The sequence below is a fragment of the Streptomyces sp. NPDC058157 genome (assembly GCF_042884105.1).
Lineage (GTDB): Bacteria > Actinomycetota > Actinomycetes > Streptomycetales > Streptomycetaceae > Streptomyces.
Genome location: NZ_JBHVUQ010000011.1, coordinates 17,688 through 34,665 on the forward strand (window position 1 = coordinate 17,688; position 16,978 = coordinate 34,665).

Below are 16,978 nucleotides of genomic sequence, written 5' to 3' on the forward strand. Positions count from 1 at the left end.
TACCTGCAAGTCGTTCCGGCATGCGGACCGGCCGGTTCTCCCGCGCGCACCCCGGGTGGCAGGATTCGAGGCATGTCAGACCAGCTCCGTGCCCCCGACGCGCCCGCGGCCGAAGGCCCCGCGGCCCCCTACGACGCCCTCCTGCTGCTGTCCTTCGGCGGCCCCGAGGGACCCGACGACGTCGTGCCGTTCCTGGAGAACGTCACCCGCGGACGAGGCATCCCGCGCGAGCGCCTCAAGGAGGTCGGGCAGCACTACTTCGGCTTCGGCGGGGTCAGCCCGATCAACGGGCAGAACCGCGAGCTGCTGGCCGCGCTGCGCAAGGACCTCGCGGACGCGGGGCTGGACCTGCCCGTGTACTGGGGCAACCGGAACTGGGCCCCGTACCTGACCGACGTGATGCGCGAGATGGTCCGCGACGGCCGCCGCCGCATCGCCGTCCTCGCCACCAGCGCCTACGCCTCGTACTCGGGCTGCCGCCAGTACCGCGAGAACCTCGCCGACGCGCTGGCGACCCTCGCCGAGGAGGGCCTGGAGCTCCCCCGGGTGGACAAGCTGCGGCACTACTTCAACCACCCCGGCTTCGTGCGGCCCATGGTCGACGGGGTGCTGGCCTCCCTCGCCGCCCTGCCCGAGGGGGTCCGCGAGGGCGCCCACCTCGCCTTCACCACCCACTCCATCCCCACCGCCGCGGCCGACGCCTCCGGCCCGGTCGAGGACCACACCGCGGGCGGCGAGGGCGGGGCCTACGTCAGGCAGCACCTCGACGTCGCCCGGGTGATCGCCGGCGCCGTCGAGGCCGAGACCGGTACGGCCCGCCCCTGGAAGCTCGTCTACCAGTCCCGCAGCGGGGCCCCGCACATCCCGTGGCTGGAGCCGGACATCTGCGACCACCTGGAGGCCCTGCACGGCGAGGGCGCCCCGGCGGTCGTCATGGTCCCCATCGGCTTCGTCTCCGACCACATGGAGGTCCTCTACGACCTCGACACCGAAGCCACGGCCAAGGCCGCCGAACTGGGCCTGCCCGCCGCCCGCTCCGCCACCGTCGGCGCCGACCCGCGGTTCGCCGCGGCCGTACGGGAGCTCGTGCTGGAGCGGGCCGCCCGCGAGCGCGGCGAGCGCCCCGCGGAGTGCTGGCTGGGCACCCTGGGCCAGAGCCACGACCTGTGCGCGGTGGGCTGCTGCCCGGCGCGCGCGCCCCGCCCGGCGGCCGCCGGCGCGGACAGCCCGTACGCGTAGGGGGAGCACGTGATCTCACCGGAGCTGAAGACCGAACTGCTGGACGTGGGCCTGGAGGCCGCCCGGCGGGCCGGGGAACTGCTGCGAGACGGCCGTCCGGCCGACCTCGCGGTGGCCGCGACCAAGACCAGCCCGATCGACGTCGTCACCGAGATGGACCTGGCGGCGGAGAAGCTGATCACCGGGATCCTCGCGGAGCGGCGGCCCGACGACGGGCTGCTCGGCGAGGAGGGCGCGGACGTCGTCGGCACCAGCGGGGTCCGCTGGGTCGTCGACCCGCTGGACGGCACCGTCAACTACCTCTACGGGCTCCCCGCCTGGGGCGTGTCCGTCGCCGCCGAGTACCGGGGCGAGACCGTGGTGGGCGTGGTGGCGGTGCCGATGCGCGGGGAGACGTACCACGCCGTGCTCGGCGGCGGGGCCTGGGCCGGCGGCGCCCGGCTGTCCTGCCGGGCCGCCGCCCCGCTGGACCAGGCGCTGGTCGCGACCGGCTTCGGCTACCTCAAGAGCCGGCGGGAGCACCAGGCCGAGGTGGCCCGGCGGATCATCCCGCTGGTCCGGGACGTCCGGCGCGGCGGCTCGGCGGCGCTCGACCTGTGCGACGTGGCGGCCGGCCGGCTGGACGGGTACTACGAGCGCGGCCTGAACCCCTGGGACTTCGCGGCGGGCGACCTGATCGCCCGCGAGGCGGGCGCGCTGACCGGCGGCCGGCCCGGTGAGCCGCTCTCCGGGGAGCTGGCGGTGGCGGCGAGCCCGGCGGTCTTCGCCTCGCTCCAGCCGCTCCTGGAGGAAGCCGGGGCCTGGCACGACTGAGCCCGGTTCCCCGGGGCCCGGTCCCCGCGGACATGCGAACGGACCCCCCGCCGCTGGTGCGGCAGGGGGTCCGTTCGCCGTTCGGGGTGCCCTCCCGGAGCCGGGGCTCCGGGGCCGGGCGGTGTCGCTCGGGCCGGGACGGCCGGAAGCAGACCGGGGCGGGGGCCCCGGTCAGGCCGCCTTGACCGCCACTCCGTGTTCCGCGGCGAGCCGCTGGAGGTCTTCCAACGCGGCCTGTTCCACATCCGCGAGGTAGTCGTCGCCCGTCTCACGGGCCTTGCTCAGGTCCGACTGCGTGGCGCTGATGCGCTGCAGGAGACCCGCGGTGAATGCGTCCATGGTGGGTGCGCCCCCTCTTCGTGGGTCGTGGCGGACGTGCGCGGGGCAGTCCGCCGGTCAGGGAGTGGATGGGGTGTGCAGACGTCCTCCCCGGCACCCTGGGCCCAGAAACCTCGCAAGGCGAGGGAATCCTCACTTCCGACCCCTTCGGGCGCCCGAGAAGGGGCTCAGGGGCGCCTTACAGCCGGTTTACGGCCGAAACCGGCAGGATGGAGGCGCAATACAGGTGTGCCCTCAGGAGTGCCCTCGGGGCTCGAAGGAAGGAAACGACGTGCGCGTACTCGTCGTCGAGGACGAGCAGCTGCTCGCCGATGCGGTGGCCACGGGCCTGCGCCGGGAGGCCATGGCCGTGGACGTCGTGTACGACGGCGCCGCGGCCCTGGAGCGCGTCGGGGTGAACGACTACGACGTGGTCGTGCTCGACCGGGACCTTCCGCTGGTGCACGGCGACGACGTCTGCCGGAAGATCATCGAACTCGGCATGGCCACCCGCGTCCTCATGCTCACCGCCTCCGGCGACGTCAGCGACCGCGTGGAGGGCCTGGAGCTGGGGGCCGACGACTACCTGCCCAAGCCCTTCGCCTTCAGCGAGCTCACCGCCCGCGTCCGCGCCCTGGGCCGGCGGACGACCGTGGCGCTGCCGCCCGTGCTGGAGCGCGCCGGCATCAAGCTCGACCCCAACCGGCGCGAGGTGTTCCGCGAGGGCCGCGAGGTACAGCTGGCGCCCAAGGAGTTCGCGGTGCTGGAGGTGCTCATGCGCAGCGAGGGGACCGTGGTCTCCGCCGAGCAGCTGCTGGAGAAGGCCTGGGACGAGAACACCGACCCGTTCACCAACGTGGTCCGCGTCACGGTCATGACCCTGCGCCGCAAGCTGGGCGAGCCGCCCGTCATCGTGACCGTGCCCGGCTCCGGCTACCGGATCTGACCCGATGGCCGCGACCCCCTCGCCACCACCGGCGCCACCGAAACCCACCTGGGACCCCGGCCAGCCCGAGGGTCCTTTCCCTTGGCTGCGGCCCACCATCCGCATACGGCTCACGCTGCTCTACGGCGGCATGTTCCTGATCGCCGGGATCCTGCTGCTGTCGATCATCTACCTGCTGGCCGCCCAGGCCCTGCGGGAGGGCAACGCGCTCCCGTTCAAGATCGTGGGCGGCCAGAAGGTCGAGGTCTCCAGCAGCACCTGCCCCGGCGTGGGCATCGACCAGTCCATCGAGCAGTTCAACGCCGCGATCGGGCAGTGCATCCTCGACCAGCGCAAGCACGCGCTGGACGACCTGCTCAGCCGCTCGCTGATGGCCCTGATGGGCCTGAGCGTGATCGCCTTCGCCTTCGGCTACGCGATGGCCGGCCGGGTGCTCTCGCCGCTGGGCAAGATCACCCGCACCGCCCGCCGGGTGGTCGGCTCCGACCTGACCCGGCGGATCGAGCTGGACGGGCCGGACGACGAGCTGAAGGAGCTCGCCGACACCTTCGACGAGATGCTCGACCGCCTGGAGCGGGCCTTCACCGCCCAGCAGCGGTTCGTGGCCAACGCCTCGCACGAGCTGCGGACCCCGCTGGCCATCAACCGCACGCTGCTGGAGGTCCACCTGTCGGATCCCGGTGCGCCGGTGGAGCTCCAGCAGCTGGGCAAGACGCTGCTGGCCACCAACGAGCGCAGCGAGCAGCTGGTCGAGGGCCTGCTGCTGCTGGCCCGCAGCGAGAACCAGATCGTCGAGCGCAAGCCGGTCGACCTGGCGGAGGTCGCCTCGCGCGCCATCGACCAGGCGCACGGGGAGGCGCAGGCGAAGGGCGTGGAGATCCGCGGCGAGCGCGCCCTGGCCGTGGTCCAGGGCAACGGCGTGCTGCTGGAGCGGATCGCCCTCAACCTGGTGCAGAACGCCGTCCGGTACAACGTGCCGGAGGGCGGCTGGGTGGAGGTCACGACCGAGGTCCAGCACGGCCAGGCGGTGCTGCTCGTCTCGAACACGGGTCCCGTGGTTCCCGCGTACGAGGTGGACAACCTCTTCGAGCCCTTCAGACGGCTGCGTACGGAGCGAACGGGCAGCGACAAGGGTGTGGGCCTCGGCCTGTCCATCGCGCGCTCCGTGGCGCGCGCACACGGCGGCCGCATCCTGGCGACCCCGCGCGAGGGCGGCGGCCTGGTGATGCGTGTCACGTTGCCCCTTTGATCCGCCCGCGGGCTGTTCGCTGTCAGCGGAACTGCCCGGCGGGGCGGTAGGTCTCGGCTGTGTGATCGATCACATTGTCGAGTGTCCAGGCATGCGCGTTCCGTGACCCCGAGAAGGCCGGAAAGCCCGGGAAGTCCGGGTTTCCGGCCCCCCGAATGGCGGGAAATACACGGGGTGGCGTTCGTGCAAGACGCCCCCGGGACCGTGTACGGTCCCGGTCGTCATCCCAGCCACGGGCCCCTGCGGGCGTGAGGCTGGGTGTCGATTGAGTAACAGACCTTGATGTGAGGCAAAATCTCCGCCTCAGGTCGGGCACAAGTCCGGCCTCTCGCGCGTTACGTGCGCTGAGACACCGCTAAATCCCAGAGGGGGAGAGCGAAAAAATGGCAACGGACTACGACACCCCACGCAAGACCGACGACGACGTCGACAACGACAGCATCGAGGAGCTGAAGGCGCGGCGCAGCGACAAGGTCACCTCGAGCGTCGACATCGAGGACTTCGACGGCGCCGAGAGCCTGGAGCTCCCGGGTGCGGACCTCTCCAACGAGGAGCTGGCCGTCCGGGTGCTGCCCAAGCAGGCCGACGAGTTCACCTGCATGAGCTGCTTCCTGGTGCACCACCGCAGCCAGCTGGCTCGTGAGAAGGACGGCCAGCCGATCTGCCGCGACTGCGACTAGGTCTCGGCCGTGACCGGCTCGACGCCGTTCCGGAAGCTCCGCTTTCGGAAGACCGGCGATCCGGCGGCAGGAGCGCAGGCGGAAGCCACGGGCCCGGAAACGGGCCCCGGGGCCGTCGGCGAACCGGCCTCCGGCACGACTGTCGTGCCGTCCGACACCGCTGCGGCGGTGCCGCCGGCCACAGTGGCGGACGAGGAGTCCCGGGGCAGGCCCGGGACGCGTCGGATGCAAGCCGTCAAGAACGGTGTGCGCAAGGGCGGCGAGAATGCGAGAAACGCCGCCCTGTACATCACCGACCTCATCATCGAGAACGCCCCGCGCGTTCCGGTCCGGGACCTCGCGACCCTGCGCGCGCAGTTCCCCGGCCTCGGCCCCGAACAACTGGCCGACAAGCTGATCGCCGGAGCCGCCAACGCCACCTCCACGGTGGGCGCGGGCATCGGCGCGGCCGCCATGATGCCGGTCCCGCCCGCCATGCCGGCGGAGCTGGCCGCCGAGATCACCGGCGTCGCCGCCATCGAGCTGAAGCTCGTCGCCGAACTGCACGAGGTCTACGGGCAGCGGCCGCCCGGCACCCTGAAGGACCGCAGCCTCGCCTACCTCTCGGCCTGGACCGAGGAGCGCGGGATCGACCTGACCAAGCCGACCACGCTCAACGCGGCGCTCGGCGGCCAGATGAAGCGCGAACTGCGCCAGCAGATCACCAAGCGGATGGTCCGCAACCTGCCCAACCTGATGCCGTTCATGGTCGGCGCCGCCGTCGGCGCGGTCATGAACCGCCGGGACACCAGGAAACTCGCCGAGAAGGTCCGTACGGACCTGCGCCGCCGGGCCGTGCCCTGGGCGGCCCTCCCGCCCGCCGGACCCGCGCAGCACCCCGCCCAGCCCCTTCCCGGGGCCGCTCCGGCCGCACTGGAGCCCCCGGACCCCGACGGCTTCGGCCGCTGACCGCCCCGGCCCTCAGGCCTGCGGGGCGGACGCCTCCTGCGCCGCCCGGACCGCGGCCGCGAGGGCCCGGGGCTCGCGCGTGGAGACGTACACGTACGGGGTCGGGTCCGCCGGGTCGGTGACCTCGATCCGGACCGCCGTCGGGATGTAGCTGCGCATCAGCATGAAGGCCCGCATGTCGGCCTTGTACGTGCGCCAGGCCCGGGCCTCCTCGCCCTCCAGCACCTCGGGCTCGCCCAGGGCCGACACCGGGATCCGGGAGTCGCCCGCCGCGAGCACCCCGTTCACGACGCGCACCCGCGCGGAGCCCATCGAGCTCACCAGCATCCCCGCCAGCGCGCCGCCGCCGACGAAGCCCGCCAGCAGCGGCAGGGTGCCCAGCGGGAGGGTGATCAGGGCACCGGCCACACCGGTCAGGGCGGCGATGCCCCACCAGGAGCGGGGGGCGGAGAGGCGTTCGTCGTGGTGCGCGGGGGAGAGCTGCATGCCTTCAAGCCTCCCACGAGGCGACCGGCGGGTAGCCGCGCGGGTAAGGTCTGCGGCTGTGAGTGGACGAAACACAGCGTTGACGCCCCCGGCCGGTGCCGTCGCTCCGGTCCGGCATCCCGATGCCCCGGCACCCGGAGAGCTCCTCGGTGCGCACTACGAACACTGTTTCGGGTGCGGCGGGGGCCAGCCCCACGGGCTCCATCTGGAGGCCCGCGCGGGCGAGGGCGTACGCGTCACCGCCGAGTTCACCGTCCGGCCCGCCCACCAGGGCGCGCCCGGCCTCGCCCACGGCGGGGTGCTCGCCACCGCGCTCGACGAGACGCTGGGCTCCCTGAACTGGCTGCTGCGCGTCATCGCCGTGACCGGCCGGCTGGAGACCGACTTCGTGCGGCCCGTCCCCGTGGACACCGTGCTGCACCTGGAGGCCGAGGTCACGGCCGTCGCGGGCCGGAAGATCTACTCCACCGCGGTGGGCCGGATAGGCGGGCCCGAAGGCCCCGTCGCCGTCCGCGCCGACGCGCTCTTCATCGAGGTGAAGGTCGACCACTTCATCGACAACGGCCGTCCCGAGGAGATCCGGGCGGCGATGTCCGACCCGGACCAGGTCAGGCGCGCACGCGCCTTCGAGGTGAACCCCTGATGTCCCACGACAAGCACACGCCCGTAGACGTGCTGATCCGCCGCGTCGACCCCGAGGTACCGGTCCCGGCCTACGGCCACCCCGGCGACGCCGGCTGCGACCTGGTGACCACCGTGGCCGCCGAGCTGGAGCCCGGGGAGCGGGCCGTCCTGCCCACCGGCGTCTCCATCGCGCTGCCCGACGGGTACGCCGCCTTCGTGCACCCGCGCTCGGGCCTGGCCGCCCGCTGCGGGCTCGCGCTCGTGAATGCCCCGGGGACGGTGGATGCCGGGTACCGTGGGGAGATCAAGGTGATCGTGGTCAATCTCGACCCGCGCGAGAGCGTCCGGTTCGAGCGCTTCGACCGCATTGCCCAGCTGGTTGTCCAGCGGGTCGAGAAGGTGCGCTTCCACGAGGTGGCGGAACTTCCCGGCTCGGCCCGGGCCGACGGGGGGTTCGGCTCCACCGGCGGTCATGCGGCCGTGGCCGGATCCGGCGCTGGTCAGCAGGGTGGGAATGGCTACGCTTCGGTCGTAACCGACCGGGAAGGACAGTGACGTGTTCGGACGTCGCAAGAAGAACGACTCCGCCGACGACGGCGGCGCGGCCGAGCAGGTCGACGGCGTGCGCGCCGACGAGGCGGCCGAAGCCGGGCAGCCCCGCAGGCTGAACCTGCCGCCGGCCCCGCGGCCCGACGGCCCCTGGGACGTCTCCGAGGTGCCCGGCAACCCCGCCGACGGCCGGGTCGACCTGGGCGGCATCCTCGTCCCCGGCGTCGAGGGCATGGAACTGCGCGTCGAGGTCGCCGGTGACGCGATCGTCGCCGCCACCGTCGTCCTGCGGGACAGCGCCGTCCAGCTCCAGGCCTTCGCCGCCCCCAAGAAGGAGGGCATCTGGGGCGAGGTCCGCGACGAGATCGCCTCGGGCATCACCCAGCAGGGCGGTCTGATCGACGAGGTCGACGGCCCGCTGGGCTGGGAGCTGCGCGCGCAGGTCCCCGTCCCGCTGCCCGACGGCCAGACCGGCGCCCAGCTGGTGCGCTTCGTCGGCGTCGACGGCCCCCGCTGGTTCCTGCGCGGCGTCATCTCCGGCCAGGGCGCGGTGCGCCCCGAGTCGGCCGGCGTGCTGGAGCAGATCTTCCGGGACACCGTCGTCGTGCGCGGCGAGGGCCCCATGGCCCCGCGCGACCCCATCGTCCTGAAGCTGCCGAACGACGCCCAGATGGTGCCGGACGGCGTGCAGACGGCCGAGGACCAGGAGAGCTCCCGCTTCTCCGGCGGCATGGGCCAGCTGGAGCAGGGCCCGATGATCACCGAGATCCGCTGACCCGGCGGACCCCGGCGACACCCGTTCCACACCGCGGGCCGTACTCCTCCGGGATACGGCCCGCTGCCGTACCCGCCGGGCGTCAGGGATGCGTCAGGATCTCCGTCCGGCGGCCGATCTGTGCGTGAACAGCGGGAACGTCCCCGAGAATGAGCGCATGGGACGCGGCAGGCTGAGGATCTATCTGGGCGCGGCACCCGGTGTGGGCAAGACGTACGCCATGCTCTCCGAGGGCCACCGGCGGGCGGAGCGGGGCGGCGACGTGGCCGTCGGCTTCGTCGAGCACCACGGGCGGCCGCGCACCGAGGTCCTGCTGCACGGCCTCGAACAGGTGCCCAGGCGCGAGCTGGTCCACCGGGGCGCGTCCTTCACCGAGATGGACGTGGACGCGGTGCTGGCGCGCCGCCCGGCCGTGGCCCTCGTCGACGAGCTCGCGCACACCAACGTCCCCGGCTCGCGCAACGCCAAGCGCTGGCAGGACGTCGAGGAGCTGCTGCGCGCCGGGATCGACGTGATCACCACCGTCAACATCCAGCACCTGGAGTCCCTCGGGGACGTGGTCGAGACGATCACCGGGGTGCGCCAGCGCGAGACCGTCCCCGACGAGGTGGTCCGGCGGGCCGACCAGGTCGAGCTGGTCGACATGGACCCGCAGGCCCTGCGCCGGCGGATGGCCCACGGCAACGTCTACCGGGCCGACAAGGTCGACGCGGCCCTGTCCAACTACTTCCGGCCCGGCAACCTCACCGCGCTGCGGGAGCTGGCGCTGCTGTGGACGGCCGACCGGGCCGACGAGTACCTCCAGCGCTACCGCGGCGAGCACGGCATCCGCTCCACCTGGCAGGCCCGCGAGCGCATCGTCGTCGGCCTCACCGGCGGGCCCGAGGGGCGGACGCTGATCCGCCGGGCCTCGCGGATGGCGGCCAAGGGCTCCGGCAGCGAGATCCTGGCCGTCTACATCGCCCGCAGCGACGGGCTGACCTCCGCCTCCCCCAAGGAGCTCGCGGTCCAGCGGACCCTGGTCGAGGACCTTGGAGGAACGTTTCACCATGTGATCGGCGACAACGTCCCCGAAGCCCTCCTCGCCTTCGCCCGCGGGGTCAACGCCACCCAGATCGTCCTCGGCTCCAGCCGCCGCAGGACCTGGCAGTACGTCCTGGGCCCCGGGGTGGGCGCGACCGTGGCCCGCGACTCGGGACCGGACCTCGACGTGCACATCGTCACGCACGAGGAGGTGGCCAAGGGCCGCGGACTGCCCGTGGCCCGCTCCGCCGCCCGGCTCGGCCGGCCCCGCATCGTCGCGGGCTGGCTGGTCGGCGTGGTCTTCCCGGTGCTGCTGTGCCTGCTGCTGACCCACATCAGCACGGACCCGGGCCTGGCCAACGACATGCTGCTGTTCCTGGGCCTGACGGTCGCGGCCGCCCTGCTGGGCGGGCTCTGGCCGGCGCTGGCCTCCGCCGCCTTCGGGTCGCTGCTGCTGAACTACTTCTTCGTCGAGCCCCTGCACCGGTTCACCATCTCCGACGCCCGCAACATCATGGCCATCTCGGTCTTCTTCGGCGTCGCCGTCTCGGTGGCCTCCGTGGTGGACCTGGCCGCCCGGCGCACCCACCAGGCCGCCCGGCTGCGGGCGGAGTCCGAGATCCTGTCCACCCTGGCCGGCAGCGTCCTGCGCGGCGAGACCGCCCTGGACGCGCTGCTGGAGCGGGTGCGCGAGACCTTCGCGATGGAGTCGGTGGCCCTGCTGGAGCGGGCCGGCGAGCTGGAGCCCTGGACCCCGGCCGGCAGCGTGGGCCCCGCCCCGGTGGCCCGGCCCGAGGACGCCGACGTCGACATGCCGGTCGGCGACCACATGGCGCTGGCCCTGTCCGGGCGGGTCCTGCCCGCCGAGGACCGCCGGGTGCTGGGGGCCTTCGCCGCCCAGGCCGTCGTGGTCCTGGACCGCCAGCGGCTGGTGGGGGAGGCCGAGGAGGCCCGCAGGCTGGCCGAGGGCAACCGGATCCGCACCGCCCTGCTGGCCGCCGTCAGCCACGACCTGCGCACCCCCCTGGCCTCCATCAAGGCCTCCGTCAGCTCCCTGCGCTCCGCCGACGTGGAGTGGTCCGAGGAGGACCGGGCCGAGCTGCTGGAGGGCATCGAGGACGGCGCCGACCGGCTCGACCACCTGGTGGGCAACCTGCTCGACATGTCCCGGCTCCAGACCGGCACCGTGACCCCGCTGATCCGGGAGATCGACCTCGACGAGGTGGTCCCCATGGCCCTCGGGGGCGTGCCGGAGGACAGCGTGCTGCTCGACGTGCCGGAGACCCTGCCGATGGTGCGGGTGGACCCGGGGCTGCTGGAGCGGAGCGTGGCCAACGTGGTCGAGAACGCCGTCAAGTACAGCCCCCGGGGCCGGCGCGTGCTGGTCGCCGCCAGCACCCTCGGCGACCGGGTCGAGGTCCGGGTCGTCGACCGCGGGCCCGGGGTGCCCGACGAGGCCAAGGACCGCATCTTCGCCCCGTTCCAGCGGCACGGCGACGCCCCGCGCGGGGCCGGCGTGGGCCTGGGCCTGGCGGTGGCGCGGGGCTTCGCCGAGGCCATGGACGGCACCCTCACCGCCGAGGACACCCCGGGCGGCGGCCTGACCATGGTGCTCACCCTCCGCGCGGCGTCGCACCCCGCCGGGCCCGCCGGAACCGCGGCCCGCCCCGACGGCGTTGACCAAGAGGATCCCGCCGGGATCCCACCGACCGGGGACCACCCCGAACGACAGAAAGCAGGACCCCGATGACCCGGGTGCTCGTGGTGGACGACGAGCCGCAGATCGTCCGAGCCCTCGTGATCAACCTCAAGGCCCGCAAGTACGAGGTGGACGCCGCCGCCGACGGGGCGGGGGCCCTGGAACTCGCGGCCGCCCGCCACCCCGACGTGGTCGTCCTCGACCTCGGCCTGCCCGACATGGACGGGGTCGAGGTGATCAGGGGCCTGCGCGGCTGGACCCGCGTCCCGATCCTGGTCCTCTCCGCCCGGCACAGCTCCGACGAGAAGGTCGAGGCCCTCGACGCGGGCGCGGACGACTACGTCACCAAGCCCTTCGGCATGGACGAGCTGCTCGCCCGGCTGCGCGCGGCCGTCCGCCGGGCCGAGCCGGCCGCGGGGGCGGGCGGGGACGAGGTGGTCGTGGAGACCGAGGGGTTCACGGTGGACCTCGCGGCCAAGAAGGCGGTCCGCGAGGGACGCGACGTACGGCTCACCCCCACCGAATGGCACCTGCTGGAGGTGCTCGTGCGCAACGGGGGGAAGCTGGTCAGCCAGAAACAGCTCCTCCAGGAGGTCTGGGGGCCCTCCTACGGGACCGAGACCAACTACCTGAGGGTCTACATGGCCCAGCTGCGCCGCAAGCTGGAGGCGGACCCCTCGCACCCGCGGCACTTCATCACCGAACCCGGCATGGGCTACCGCTTCGAGAAGTAGTGGGGGCTTCGAGGGGGAGCCGGGGCGCCGGTACGCTTCCTGTATGAGTGCTGAACCGCGTCCCGAGAAGCCCGCGAAACCGGCCAGGCCGGCGGGCCGGTTCCGCCGGATGATAGAGCGGCTTTCCACCTCCCAGGAGGAGCTGCATTCGGCGGAACTGCAGGAGGACGCAGAAGCCGCGGGGTGCACGCGGATCTGCGACTGCCACGACCGCCAGATAGTCAAGGTGACCGGAACCCTGCGTACCGTCACCCTGCGGCCGCGAGCGGGCGTCCCCGCCCTGGAGGCGGAGCTGTTCGACGGCTCGGCCGCGCTGGACGTCGTGTGGCTCGGGCGTCGCTCGATCGTGGGAATCGAGCCCGGGCGGCGCATGATCGCCTCCGGGCGGATCGCGATGAGCCACGGCCGCCGGGTCCTGTTCAACCCGAAGTACGAACTCCGCCCCCTCGGACAGGAGCACTGACCGGTGACGTCACTCGACCGACCGACCACGCCGGGGTCCGCCCCCTCCACCCCGCCCGGGGACCAGAAGGAGGTCACGCAGGCGGCGCTGTTCGACGCCTTCGGCGGCATCCGGGGCACGGTGGAGACGATGCTCCCCGGCCTGCTGTTCGTGATGATCTACACGATCAACAAGGACGTGAAGATGTCCGCCATCGCGGCGGGCGTGGTCGCGGTCCTGCTGGTGATCGTGCGGCTGCTGCGCAAGGACACCGTCAAGCACGCATTCAGCGGGGTCTTCGGTGTCGGCGTCGGCGTGGCCTTCGCCCTGTTCACGGGCAGCGCGAAGGGCTTCTACCTGCCCGGCATGATCTACGGGGTCGGCCTGGGCGTGGCCTTCACGCTGTCGGCGCTGGTCGGCTTCCCGCTGCTGGGCGTGATCCTGGGCCCGGTCTTCAAGGAGAACCTGTCCTGGCGCACCCGCAACCCCGGGCGCAAGAAGGCGTACACCAAGGCCAGCCTGGCCTGGGGCCTGATCTTCCTGGCGAAGTACGCGATCCTCTTCCCGCTCTACTGGTGGGGTGACGAGACCCAGCTGGGCTGGGTGCTGATCGCGCTGAAGCTCCCGCCGATGGTGCTGGCCGTGTACTTCACCTGGGTGTTCCTGGCGAAGGCGCCGCCGCCGATCGACGTGATCGCCGAGTACGAGGCCGAGGAGGCCGCCCGCGAGAAGCGGGGCTGAACGGCAGTACGCCGGAGGGGCGGGACGACCACGTTCGCCCCGCCCCTCCGGACGTTCTCAGTGCTTGGCCTGGAGGAGGTCCTCCAGCTGCTCCTCGCGGGCCTGGGCGGCCACGAAGAGGAGCTCGTCGCCCGGCTCCAGGGTCTCCTCGCCGTGCGGGGTGAGCACCCGGTTGCCGCGGATGATCGTCACCAGCGAGGTGTCCTCGGGCCAGTTGATCTCGCTGATCTGGGTACCGGCGACCGAGGAGTCGGCCGGCAGGGTCAGCTCGACCAGGTTGGCGTCGCCGTGGCTGAAGCGCAGCAGGCGCACCAGGTCGCCGACGCTGACGGCCTCCTCGACCAGGGCCGACATCAGGCGCGGCGTGGAGACCGCGACGTCGACGCCCCAGGACTCGTTGAACAGCCACTCGTTCTTCGGGTTGTTCACCCGCGCCACGACCCGGGGGACCCCGTACTCGGTCTTGGCGAGCAGGGAGACGACGAGGTTCACCTTGTCGTCACCGGTGGCGGCGATGACCACGTTGCAGCGCTGGAGCGCCGCCTCGTCGAGCGAGGTGATCTCGCAGGCATCGGCCAGCAGCCACTCCGCCTGCGGCACCCGCTCCACCGAGATGGCGGTCGGCGCCTTGTCCACGAGGAGCACCTCGTGGCCGTTCTCCAGCAGCTCGCCCGCGATGGAGCGGCCCACGGCCCCGGCTCCGGCGATCGCGACCCTCATGCGTGTGCCTCCTCGGGGCCCTCGGCGAAGGCCGCCTCGACCTTGTCGATCTCGTCCGTGCGCATCATCACGTGGACGAGGTCGCCCTCCTGGAGCACGGTCTGCGAAGTCGGCAGCATCGCCTCGCCCAGGCGGGTGAGGAACGCCACGCGCACGCCCGTCTCCTCCTGGAGCTTGCTGACCTTGTGGCCGATCCAGGCGGGGGAGGTGTGCACCTCCGCGAGCTGGACGCCGCCGCTCGGGTCGCGCCACAGGGGCTCGGCGCCCGACGGCAGCAGCCGGCGCAGCATCTGGTCGGCGGTCCACCGCACGGTCGCGACGGTGGGGATGCCCAGGCGCTGGTAGACCTCGGCGCGCTTGGGGTCGTAGATGCGGGCGGCGACGTTCTCGACACCGAACATCTCGCGGGCCACGCGGGCCGCGATGATGTTGGAATTGTCACCGCTGCTGACCGCGGCGAAGGCTCCCGCCTCCTCGATCCCGGCCTCGCGCAGGGTGTCCTGGTCGAAGCCGACCCCGGTGACCCTGCGGCCGCCGAACGAAGCCCCGAGCCGGCGGAATGCGGTGGGGTCCTGGTCGACCACGGCGACCGTATGCCCCTGCTGCTCCAAGGTCTGCGCGAGAGCGGAACCCACTCTTCCACAGCCCATAATGACGATGTGCACGGCCGTCCTTCCGGCTGACAGCGGCTCGCTGGTTTCCAGCCTCATTGCATGCTCTGGCTAAACAGGGTCTCAGACCATGGCCCAAGCTACACACGGGCGGTCACCGGTGTGACCATTTGGGGTCCGCACGGTGCCTCATTGGCGGCGCATTGGTGAGGATCACGGACCGGGGGTTCGTCAGTCCTATATCGAACGCTTACGATCCTCTGCGTGTCCAAACTGACCGACGTGCCCAAACGGATCCTGATCGGCCGGGCGCTGCGCAGCGACCGCCTCGGGGAAACGCTCCTCCCCAAGCGGATCGCCCTTCCCGTCTTCGCCTCCGACCCGCTCTCGTCCGTGGCCTACGCCCCGGGCGAGGTTCTGCTGGTCCTGTCGATCGCGGGTGTGTCGGCGTACCACTTCAGCCCCTGGATCGCGGTCGCGGTCGTCGTGCTGATGTTCACCGTCGTGGCTTCCTACCGGCAGAACGTCCACGCGTACCCCAGCGGCGGCGGCGACTACGAGGTCGCCAACACCAACCTCGGCCCCAAGGCCGGGCTGACGGTGGCGAGCGCCCTGCTCGTCGACTACGTCCTCACCGTCGCCGTGTCCATTTCATCCGGCGTCGAGAATCTCGGCTCCGCCGTCGATTTCGTCATCGAGCACAAGGTGCTCTCGGCGATCATCATGATTCTGCTCCTCACGCTGATGAACCTGCGCGGAGTGAAGGAATCCGGGAAACTCTTCGCCATCCCGACGTATGTGTTCGTCGGCGCCGTCTTCGTCATGATCGCCTGGGGTGCCTGGCGCGGCCTGGTCATGGGCGACACCATGACGGCGCCCACCGCGCATCTGGAGATCAAGGCCGAGCACCAGGGGCTCGCCGGCTTCGCGCTGGTCTTCCTGCTGCTGCGGGCCTTCTCCTCCGGCTGTGCCGCCCTGACCGGTGTCGAGGCCATCAGCAACGGCGTCCCGGCCTTCCGCAAGCCCAAGAGCAAGAACGCGGCCACCACCCTCGCCCTGATGGGCGGCCTGGCCGTCACCATGTTCTGCGGGATCATCGCCCTGGCCATGGCCACCAAGGTCCGTATGGCCGAGGCCCCCGCCACCAACCTGCTCGACAACGGCGTCCCGGTCGGCGACGGCTTCGTCCAGCACCCGGTGATCTCCCAGGTCGCCGAGGCCGTCTTCGGCAACGGCAGCATCCTGTTCGTCGTCCTGGCGACCGCGACGGCCCTGGTCCTCTTCCTGGCCGCCAACACCGCCTACAACGGCTTCCCGCTCCTCGGCTCGATCCTCGCCCAGGACCGCTACCTGCCGCGCCAGCTGCACACCCGCGGCGACCGCCTGGCCTTCTCCAACGGCATCGTGCTCCTCGCGGGCGCGGCCATGTTGCTGGTGTGGATCTACGACGCCGACTCCACCAAGCTGATCCAGCTCTACATCGTCGGCGTGTTCGTCTCCTTCACGCTCAGCCAGATCGGCATGGTCCGGCACTGGAACCGCCACCTGGCGACCGAGCGCGACCAGGCGGCCCGCCGCCGGATGCACCGCTCCCGGGCCATCAACACCTTCGGCGCGATCTTCACCGGCCTGGTCCTGGTCGTCGTCCTGGCGACCAAGTTCACGCACGGCGCCTGGGTCGCCCTGCTGGGCATGCTGATCTTCTACGGCACCATGACCGCCATCCGGAAGCACTACGACCGGGTCGCCTCCGAGATCGCCGCGGACGAGGGCCCCAGCGACGACAGCGTGCGCCCCTCCCGGGTCCACTCCATCGTCCTGGTCTCCAAGGTCCACAAGCCCACCCTGCGCGCCCTCGCCTTCGCCAAGCTGACCCGCTCGGACACCCTGGAGGCGCTCAGCATCAGCGTCGACGCGCCCGAGACCAAGGCGCTCAAGGCGGAGTGGGAGCGGCGCGGGATCAACGTCCCGCTGAAGATCCTCGACTCGCCCTACCGCGAGATCACCCGCCCGGTGGTCGAGTACGTCAAGGGGCTGCGCAGCGAGAACCCGCGCGACGCGGTCAGCGTGTACATCCCCGAGTACGTCGTCGGCCGCTGGTACGAGCACCTGCTCCACAACCAGAGCGCGCTGCGCCTCAAGGGCCGGCTCCTCTTCACCCCCGGCGTGATGGTCACCTCGGTGCCCTACCAGCTGGAGTCCTCGGAGCTCGCCCGCCGGCGGGCCCGCAAGCGCCAGGAGTGGAACGCCCCGGGCGCGGTGCGCCGCGGCCCCGTCGACACCCCGCGCCCGCGTCCGAAGGACCCGGCGGGGAAGTAGGCCCGGCGGGTGGTGAACGGCCGGACGAGATCCACGTAAACTGGTGGGTCGGTCGTCCGGCC

At 72.2% G+C, this 16,978-nt stretch carries 18 protein-coding genes; 14 read left to right on the forward strand and 4 right to left on the reverse strand.

All coding sequences use genetic code 11. The features are described 5' to 3' along the window. The first annotated feature begins 72 nt into the window (after positions 1-72). Together ACFVXK_RS04925 and ACFVXK_RS04930 are read left to right on the forward strand one after the other, a co-directional pair. Complete coding sequence (locus tag ACFVXK_RS04925) at positions 73-1,239, forward strand: ferrochelatase (protein ID WP_389610116.1); 1,167 nt, start codon at positions 73-75, stop codon at positions 1,237-1,239. A gap of 9 nt (positions 1,240-1,248) precedes the next feature. Next, the gene (locus ACFVXK_RS04930; protein ID WP_389610117.1) at positions 1,249-2,052 is read left to right on the forward strand and encodes an inositol monophosphatase family protein; all 804 of its coding nucleotides are present in this window, start codon (positions 1,249-1,251) and stop codon (positions 2,050-2,052) included. Between the two features lie 171 nt (positions 2,053-2,223). Here ACFVXK_RS04930 and ACFVXK_RS04935 read toward each other — a convergent pair whose 3' ends face one another. Beyond that, positions 2,224-2,391: a hypothetical protein gene (locus ACFVXK_RS04935; protein ID WP_167747608.1), complete on the reverse strand. Its 168-nt coding sequence runs from the start codon at positions 2,389-2,391 to the stop codon at positions 2,224-2,226. Between the two features lie 271 nt (positions 2,392-2,662). On the opposite strand from ACFVXK_RS04935, the gene ACFVXK_RS04940 reads away from it, so the two are divergent. The 4 genes from ACFVXK_RS04940 to ACFVXK_RS04955 all read left to right on the forward strand — a co-directional run bounded on the left by ACFVXK_RS04940 (position 2,663) and on the right by ACFVXK_RS04955 (position 6,193). Beyond that, positions 2,663-3,316, forward strand: coding sequence for a response regulator transcription factor (locus tag ACFVXK_RS04940; protein WP_042809534.1), 654 nt, complete (start codon positions 2,663-2,665; stop codon positions 3,314-3,316). A 4-nt stretch (positions 3,317-3,320) separates the two neighbouring features. Continuing rightward, positions 3,321-4,565 carry a sensor histidine kinase gene (locus tag ACFVXK_RS04945; protein ID WP_389610118.1) on the forward strand — a complete coding sequence of 415 codons (1,245 nt, stop codon included), beginning with the start codon at positions 3,321-3,323 and terminating at the stop codon, positions 4,563-4,565. A 383-nt stretch (positions 4,566-4,948) separates the two neighbouring features. Then, positions 4,949-5,245: a DUF4193 domain-containing protein gene (locus ACFVXK_RS04950; protein ID WP_042809536.1), complete on the forward strand. Its 297-nt coding sequence runs from the start codon at positions 4,949-4,951 to the stop codon at positions 5,243-5,245. 9 nt (positions 5,246-5,254) lie between these two features. Next, positions 5,255-6,193 carry a hypothetical protein gene (locus ACFVXK_RS04955; protein ID WP_389610119.1) on the forward strand — a complete coding sequence of 313 codons (939 nt, stop codon included), beginning with the start codon at positions 5,255-5,257 and terminating at the stop codon, positions 6,191-6,193. Between the two features lie 12 nt (positions 6,194-6,205). Here ACFVXK_RS04955 and ACFVXK_RS04960 read toward each other — a convergent pair whose 3' ends face one another. After that, a complete protein-coding gene (locus ACFVXK_RS04960) occupies positions 6,206-6,679 on the reverse strand; it encodes a DUF3093 domain-containing protein (RefSeq protein WP_045948699.1) in 474 nt (157 codons plus the stop codon). A 58-nt stretch (positions 6,680-6,737) separates the two neighbouring features. Here ACFVXK_RS04960 and ACFVXK_RS04965 point away from each other — a divergent pair, with 58 nt between their 5' ends. The 7 genes from ACFVXK_RS04965 (at position 6,738) to ACFVXK_RS04995 (ending at position 13,266) form a co-directional block, all read left to right on the forward strand. Beyond that, positions 6,738-7,322 carry a PaaI family thioesterase gene (locus tag ACFVXK_RS04965; RefSeq protein WP_389610120.1) on the forward strand — a complete coding sequence of 195 codons (585 nt, stop codon included), beginning with the start codon at positions 6,738-6,740 and terminating at the stop codon, positions 7,320-7,322. After that, on the forward strand, positions 7,322-7,858 hold the full coding sequence (gene dut / locus ACFVXK_RS04970) for a dUTP diphosphatase (RefSeq protein ID WP_389610121.1): 537 nt from the start codon (positions 7,322-7,324) through the stop codon (positions 7,856-7,858). Before ACFVXK_RS04965 ends, dut begins: the two co-directional genes overlap by 1 nt. Before the next feature lies 1 nt (position 7,859). After that, positions 7,860-8,627, forward strand: coding sequence for a DUF3710 domain-containing protein (locus ACFVXK_RS04975; protein ID WP_365147370.1), 768 nt, complete (start codon positions 7,860-7,862; stop codon positions 8,625-8,627). 157 nt (positions 8,628-8,784) lie between these two features. Next, entirely contained in the window at positions 8,785-11,400 is a 2,616-nt protein-coding gene (locus tag ACFVXK_RS04980) for an ATP-binding protein (protein ID WP_389610122.1), read from the forward strand. Then, positions 11,397-12,083: a response regulator gene (locus ACFVXK_RS04985; RefSeq protein WP_358891942.1), complete on the forward strand. Its 687-nt coding sequence runs from the start codon at positions 11,397-11,399 to the stop codon at positions 12,081-12,083. Before ACFVXK_RS04980 ends, ACFVXK_RS04985 begins: the two co-directional genes overlap by 4 nt. A gap of 43 nt (positions 12,084-12,126) precedes the next feature. Next, a complete protein-coding gene (locus ACFVXK_RS04990) occupies positions 12,127-12,546 on the forward strand; it encodes an OB-fold nucleic acid binding domain-containing protein (protein WP_079430186.1) in 420 nt (139 codons plus the stop codon). A gap of 3 nt (positions 12,547-12,549) precedes the next feature. Then, a complete protein-coding gene (locus ACFVXK_RS04995; protein WP_389610123.1) occupies positions 12,550-13,266 on the forward strand; it encodes a DUF3159 domain-containing protein in 717 nt (238 codons plus the stop codon). Positions 13,267-13,323: 57 nt separating this feature from the next. On the opposite strand, the gene ACFVXK_RS05000 is transcribed toward ACFVXK_RS04995, so the two are convergent. Continuing rightward, positions 13,324-13,986, reverse strand: a complete 663-nt coding sequence (locus ACFVXK_RS05000) for a TrkA family potassium uptake protein (RefSeq protein WP_079430188.1) — start codon at positions 13,984-13,986, stop codon at positions 13,324-13,326. Further along, positions 13,983-14,651 (reverse strand): TrkA family potassium uptake protein, encoded by a 669-nt coding sequence (locus ACFVXK_RS05005; protein WP_079430189.1) that lies wholly within the window; start codon positions 14,649-14,651, stop codon positions 13,983-13,985. The genes ACFVXK_RS05000 and ACFVXK_RS05005 overlap by 4 nt, the downstream gene beginning before the upstream one ends. Before the next feature lie 210 nt (positions 14,652-14,861). Between ACFVXK_RS05005 and ACFVXK_RS05010 the strand changes: the two genes are divergently transcribed. Continuing rightward, positions 14,862-16,916, forward strand: a complete 2,055-nt coding sequence (locus ACFVXK_RS05010; RefSeq protein WP_389610124.1) for an APC family permease — start codon at positions 14,862-14,864, stop codon at positions 16,914-16,916. The last annotated feature ends 62 nt before the right edge of the window (positions 16,917-16,978 follow it).

Bases quoted from the DNA above. Each gene is read 5' to 3' on its own strand.
- ACFVXK_RS04925 (WP_389610116.1), top strand. From the start codon at position 73: ATGTCAGACCAGCTCCGTGCCCCCGACGCGCCCGCGGCCGAAGGCCCC.
- ACFVXK_RS04935 (WP_167747608.1), bottom strand. From the start codon at position 2,391: ATGGACGCATTCACCGCGGGTCTCCTGCAGCGCATCAGCGCCACGCAG.
- ACFVXK_RS04945 (WP_389610118.1), top strand. From the start codon at position 3,321: ATGGCCGCGACCCCCTCGCCACCACCGGCGCCACCGAAACCCACCTGG.
- ACFVXK_RS04950 (WP_042809536.1), top strand. From the start codon at position 4,949: ATGGCAACGGACTACGACACCCCACGCAAGACCGACGACGACGTCGAC.
- ACFVXK_RS04960 (WP_045948699.1), bottom strand. From the start codon at position 6,679: ATGCAGCTCTCCCCCGCGCACCACGACGAACGCCTCTCCGCCCCCCGC.
- dut (WP_389610121.1), top strand. From the start codon at position 7,322: ATGTCCCACGACAAGCACACGCCCGTAGACGTGCTGATCCGCCGCGTC.
- ACFVXK_RS04980 (WP_389610122.1), top strand. From the start codon at position 8,785: ATGGGACGCGGCAGGCTGAGGATCTATCTGGGCGCGGCACCCGGTGTG.
- ACFVXK_RS04985 (WP_358891942.1), top strand. From the start codon at position 11,397: ATGACCCGGGTGCTCGTGGTGGACGACGAGCCGCAGATCGTCCGAGCC.
- ACFVXK_RS04990 (WP_079430186.1), top strand. From the start codon at position 12,127: ATGAGTGCTGAACCGCGTCCCGAGAAGCCCGCGAAACCGGCCAGGCCG.
- ACFVXK_RS05000 (WP_079430188.1), bottom strand. From the start codon at position 13,986: ATGAGGGTCGCGATCGCCGGAGCCGGGGCCGTGGGCCGCTCCATCGCG.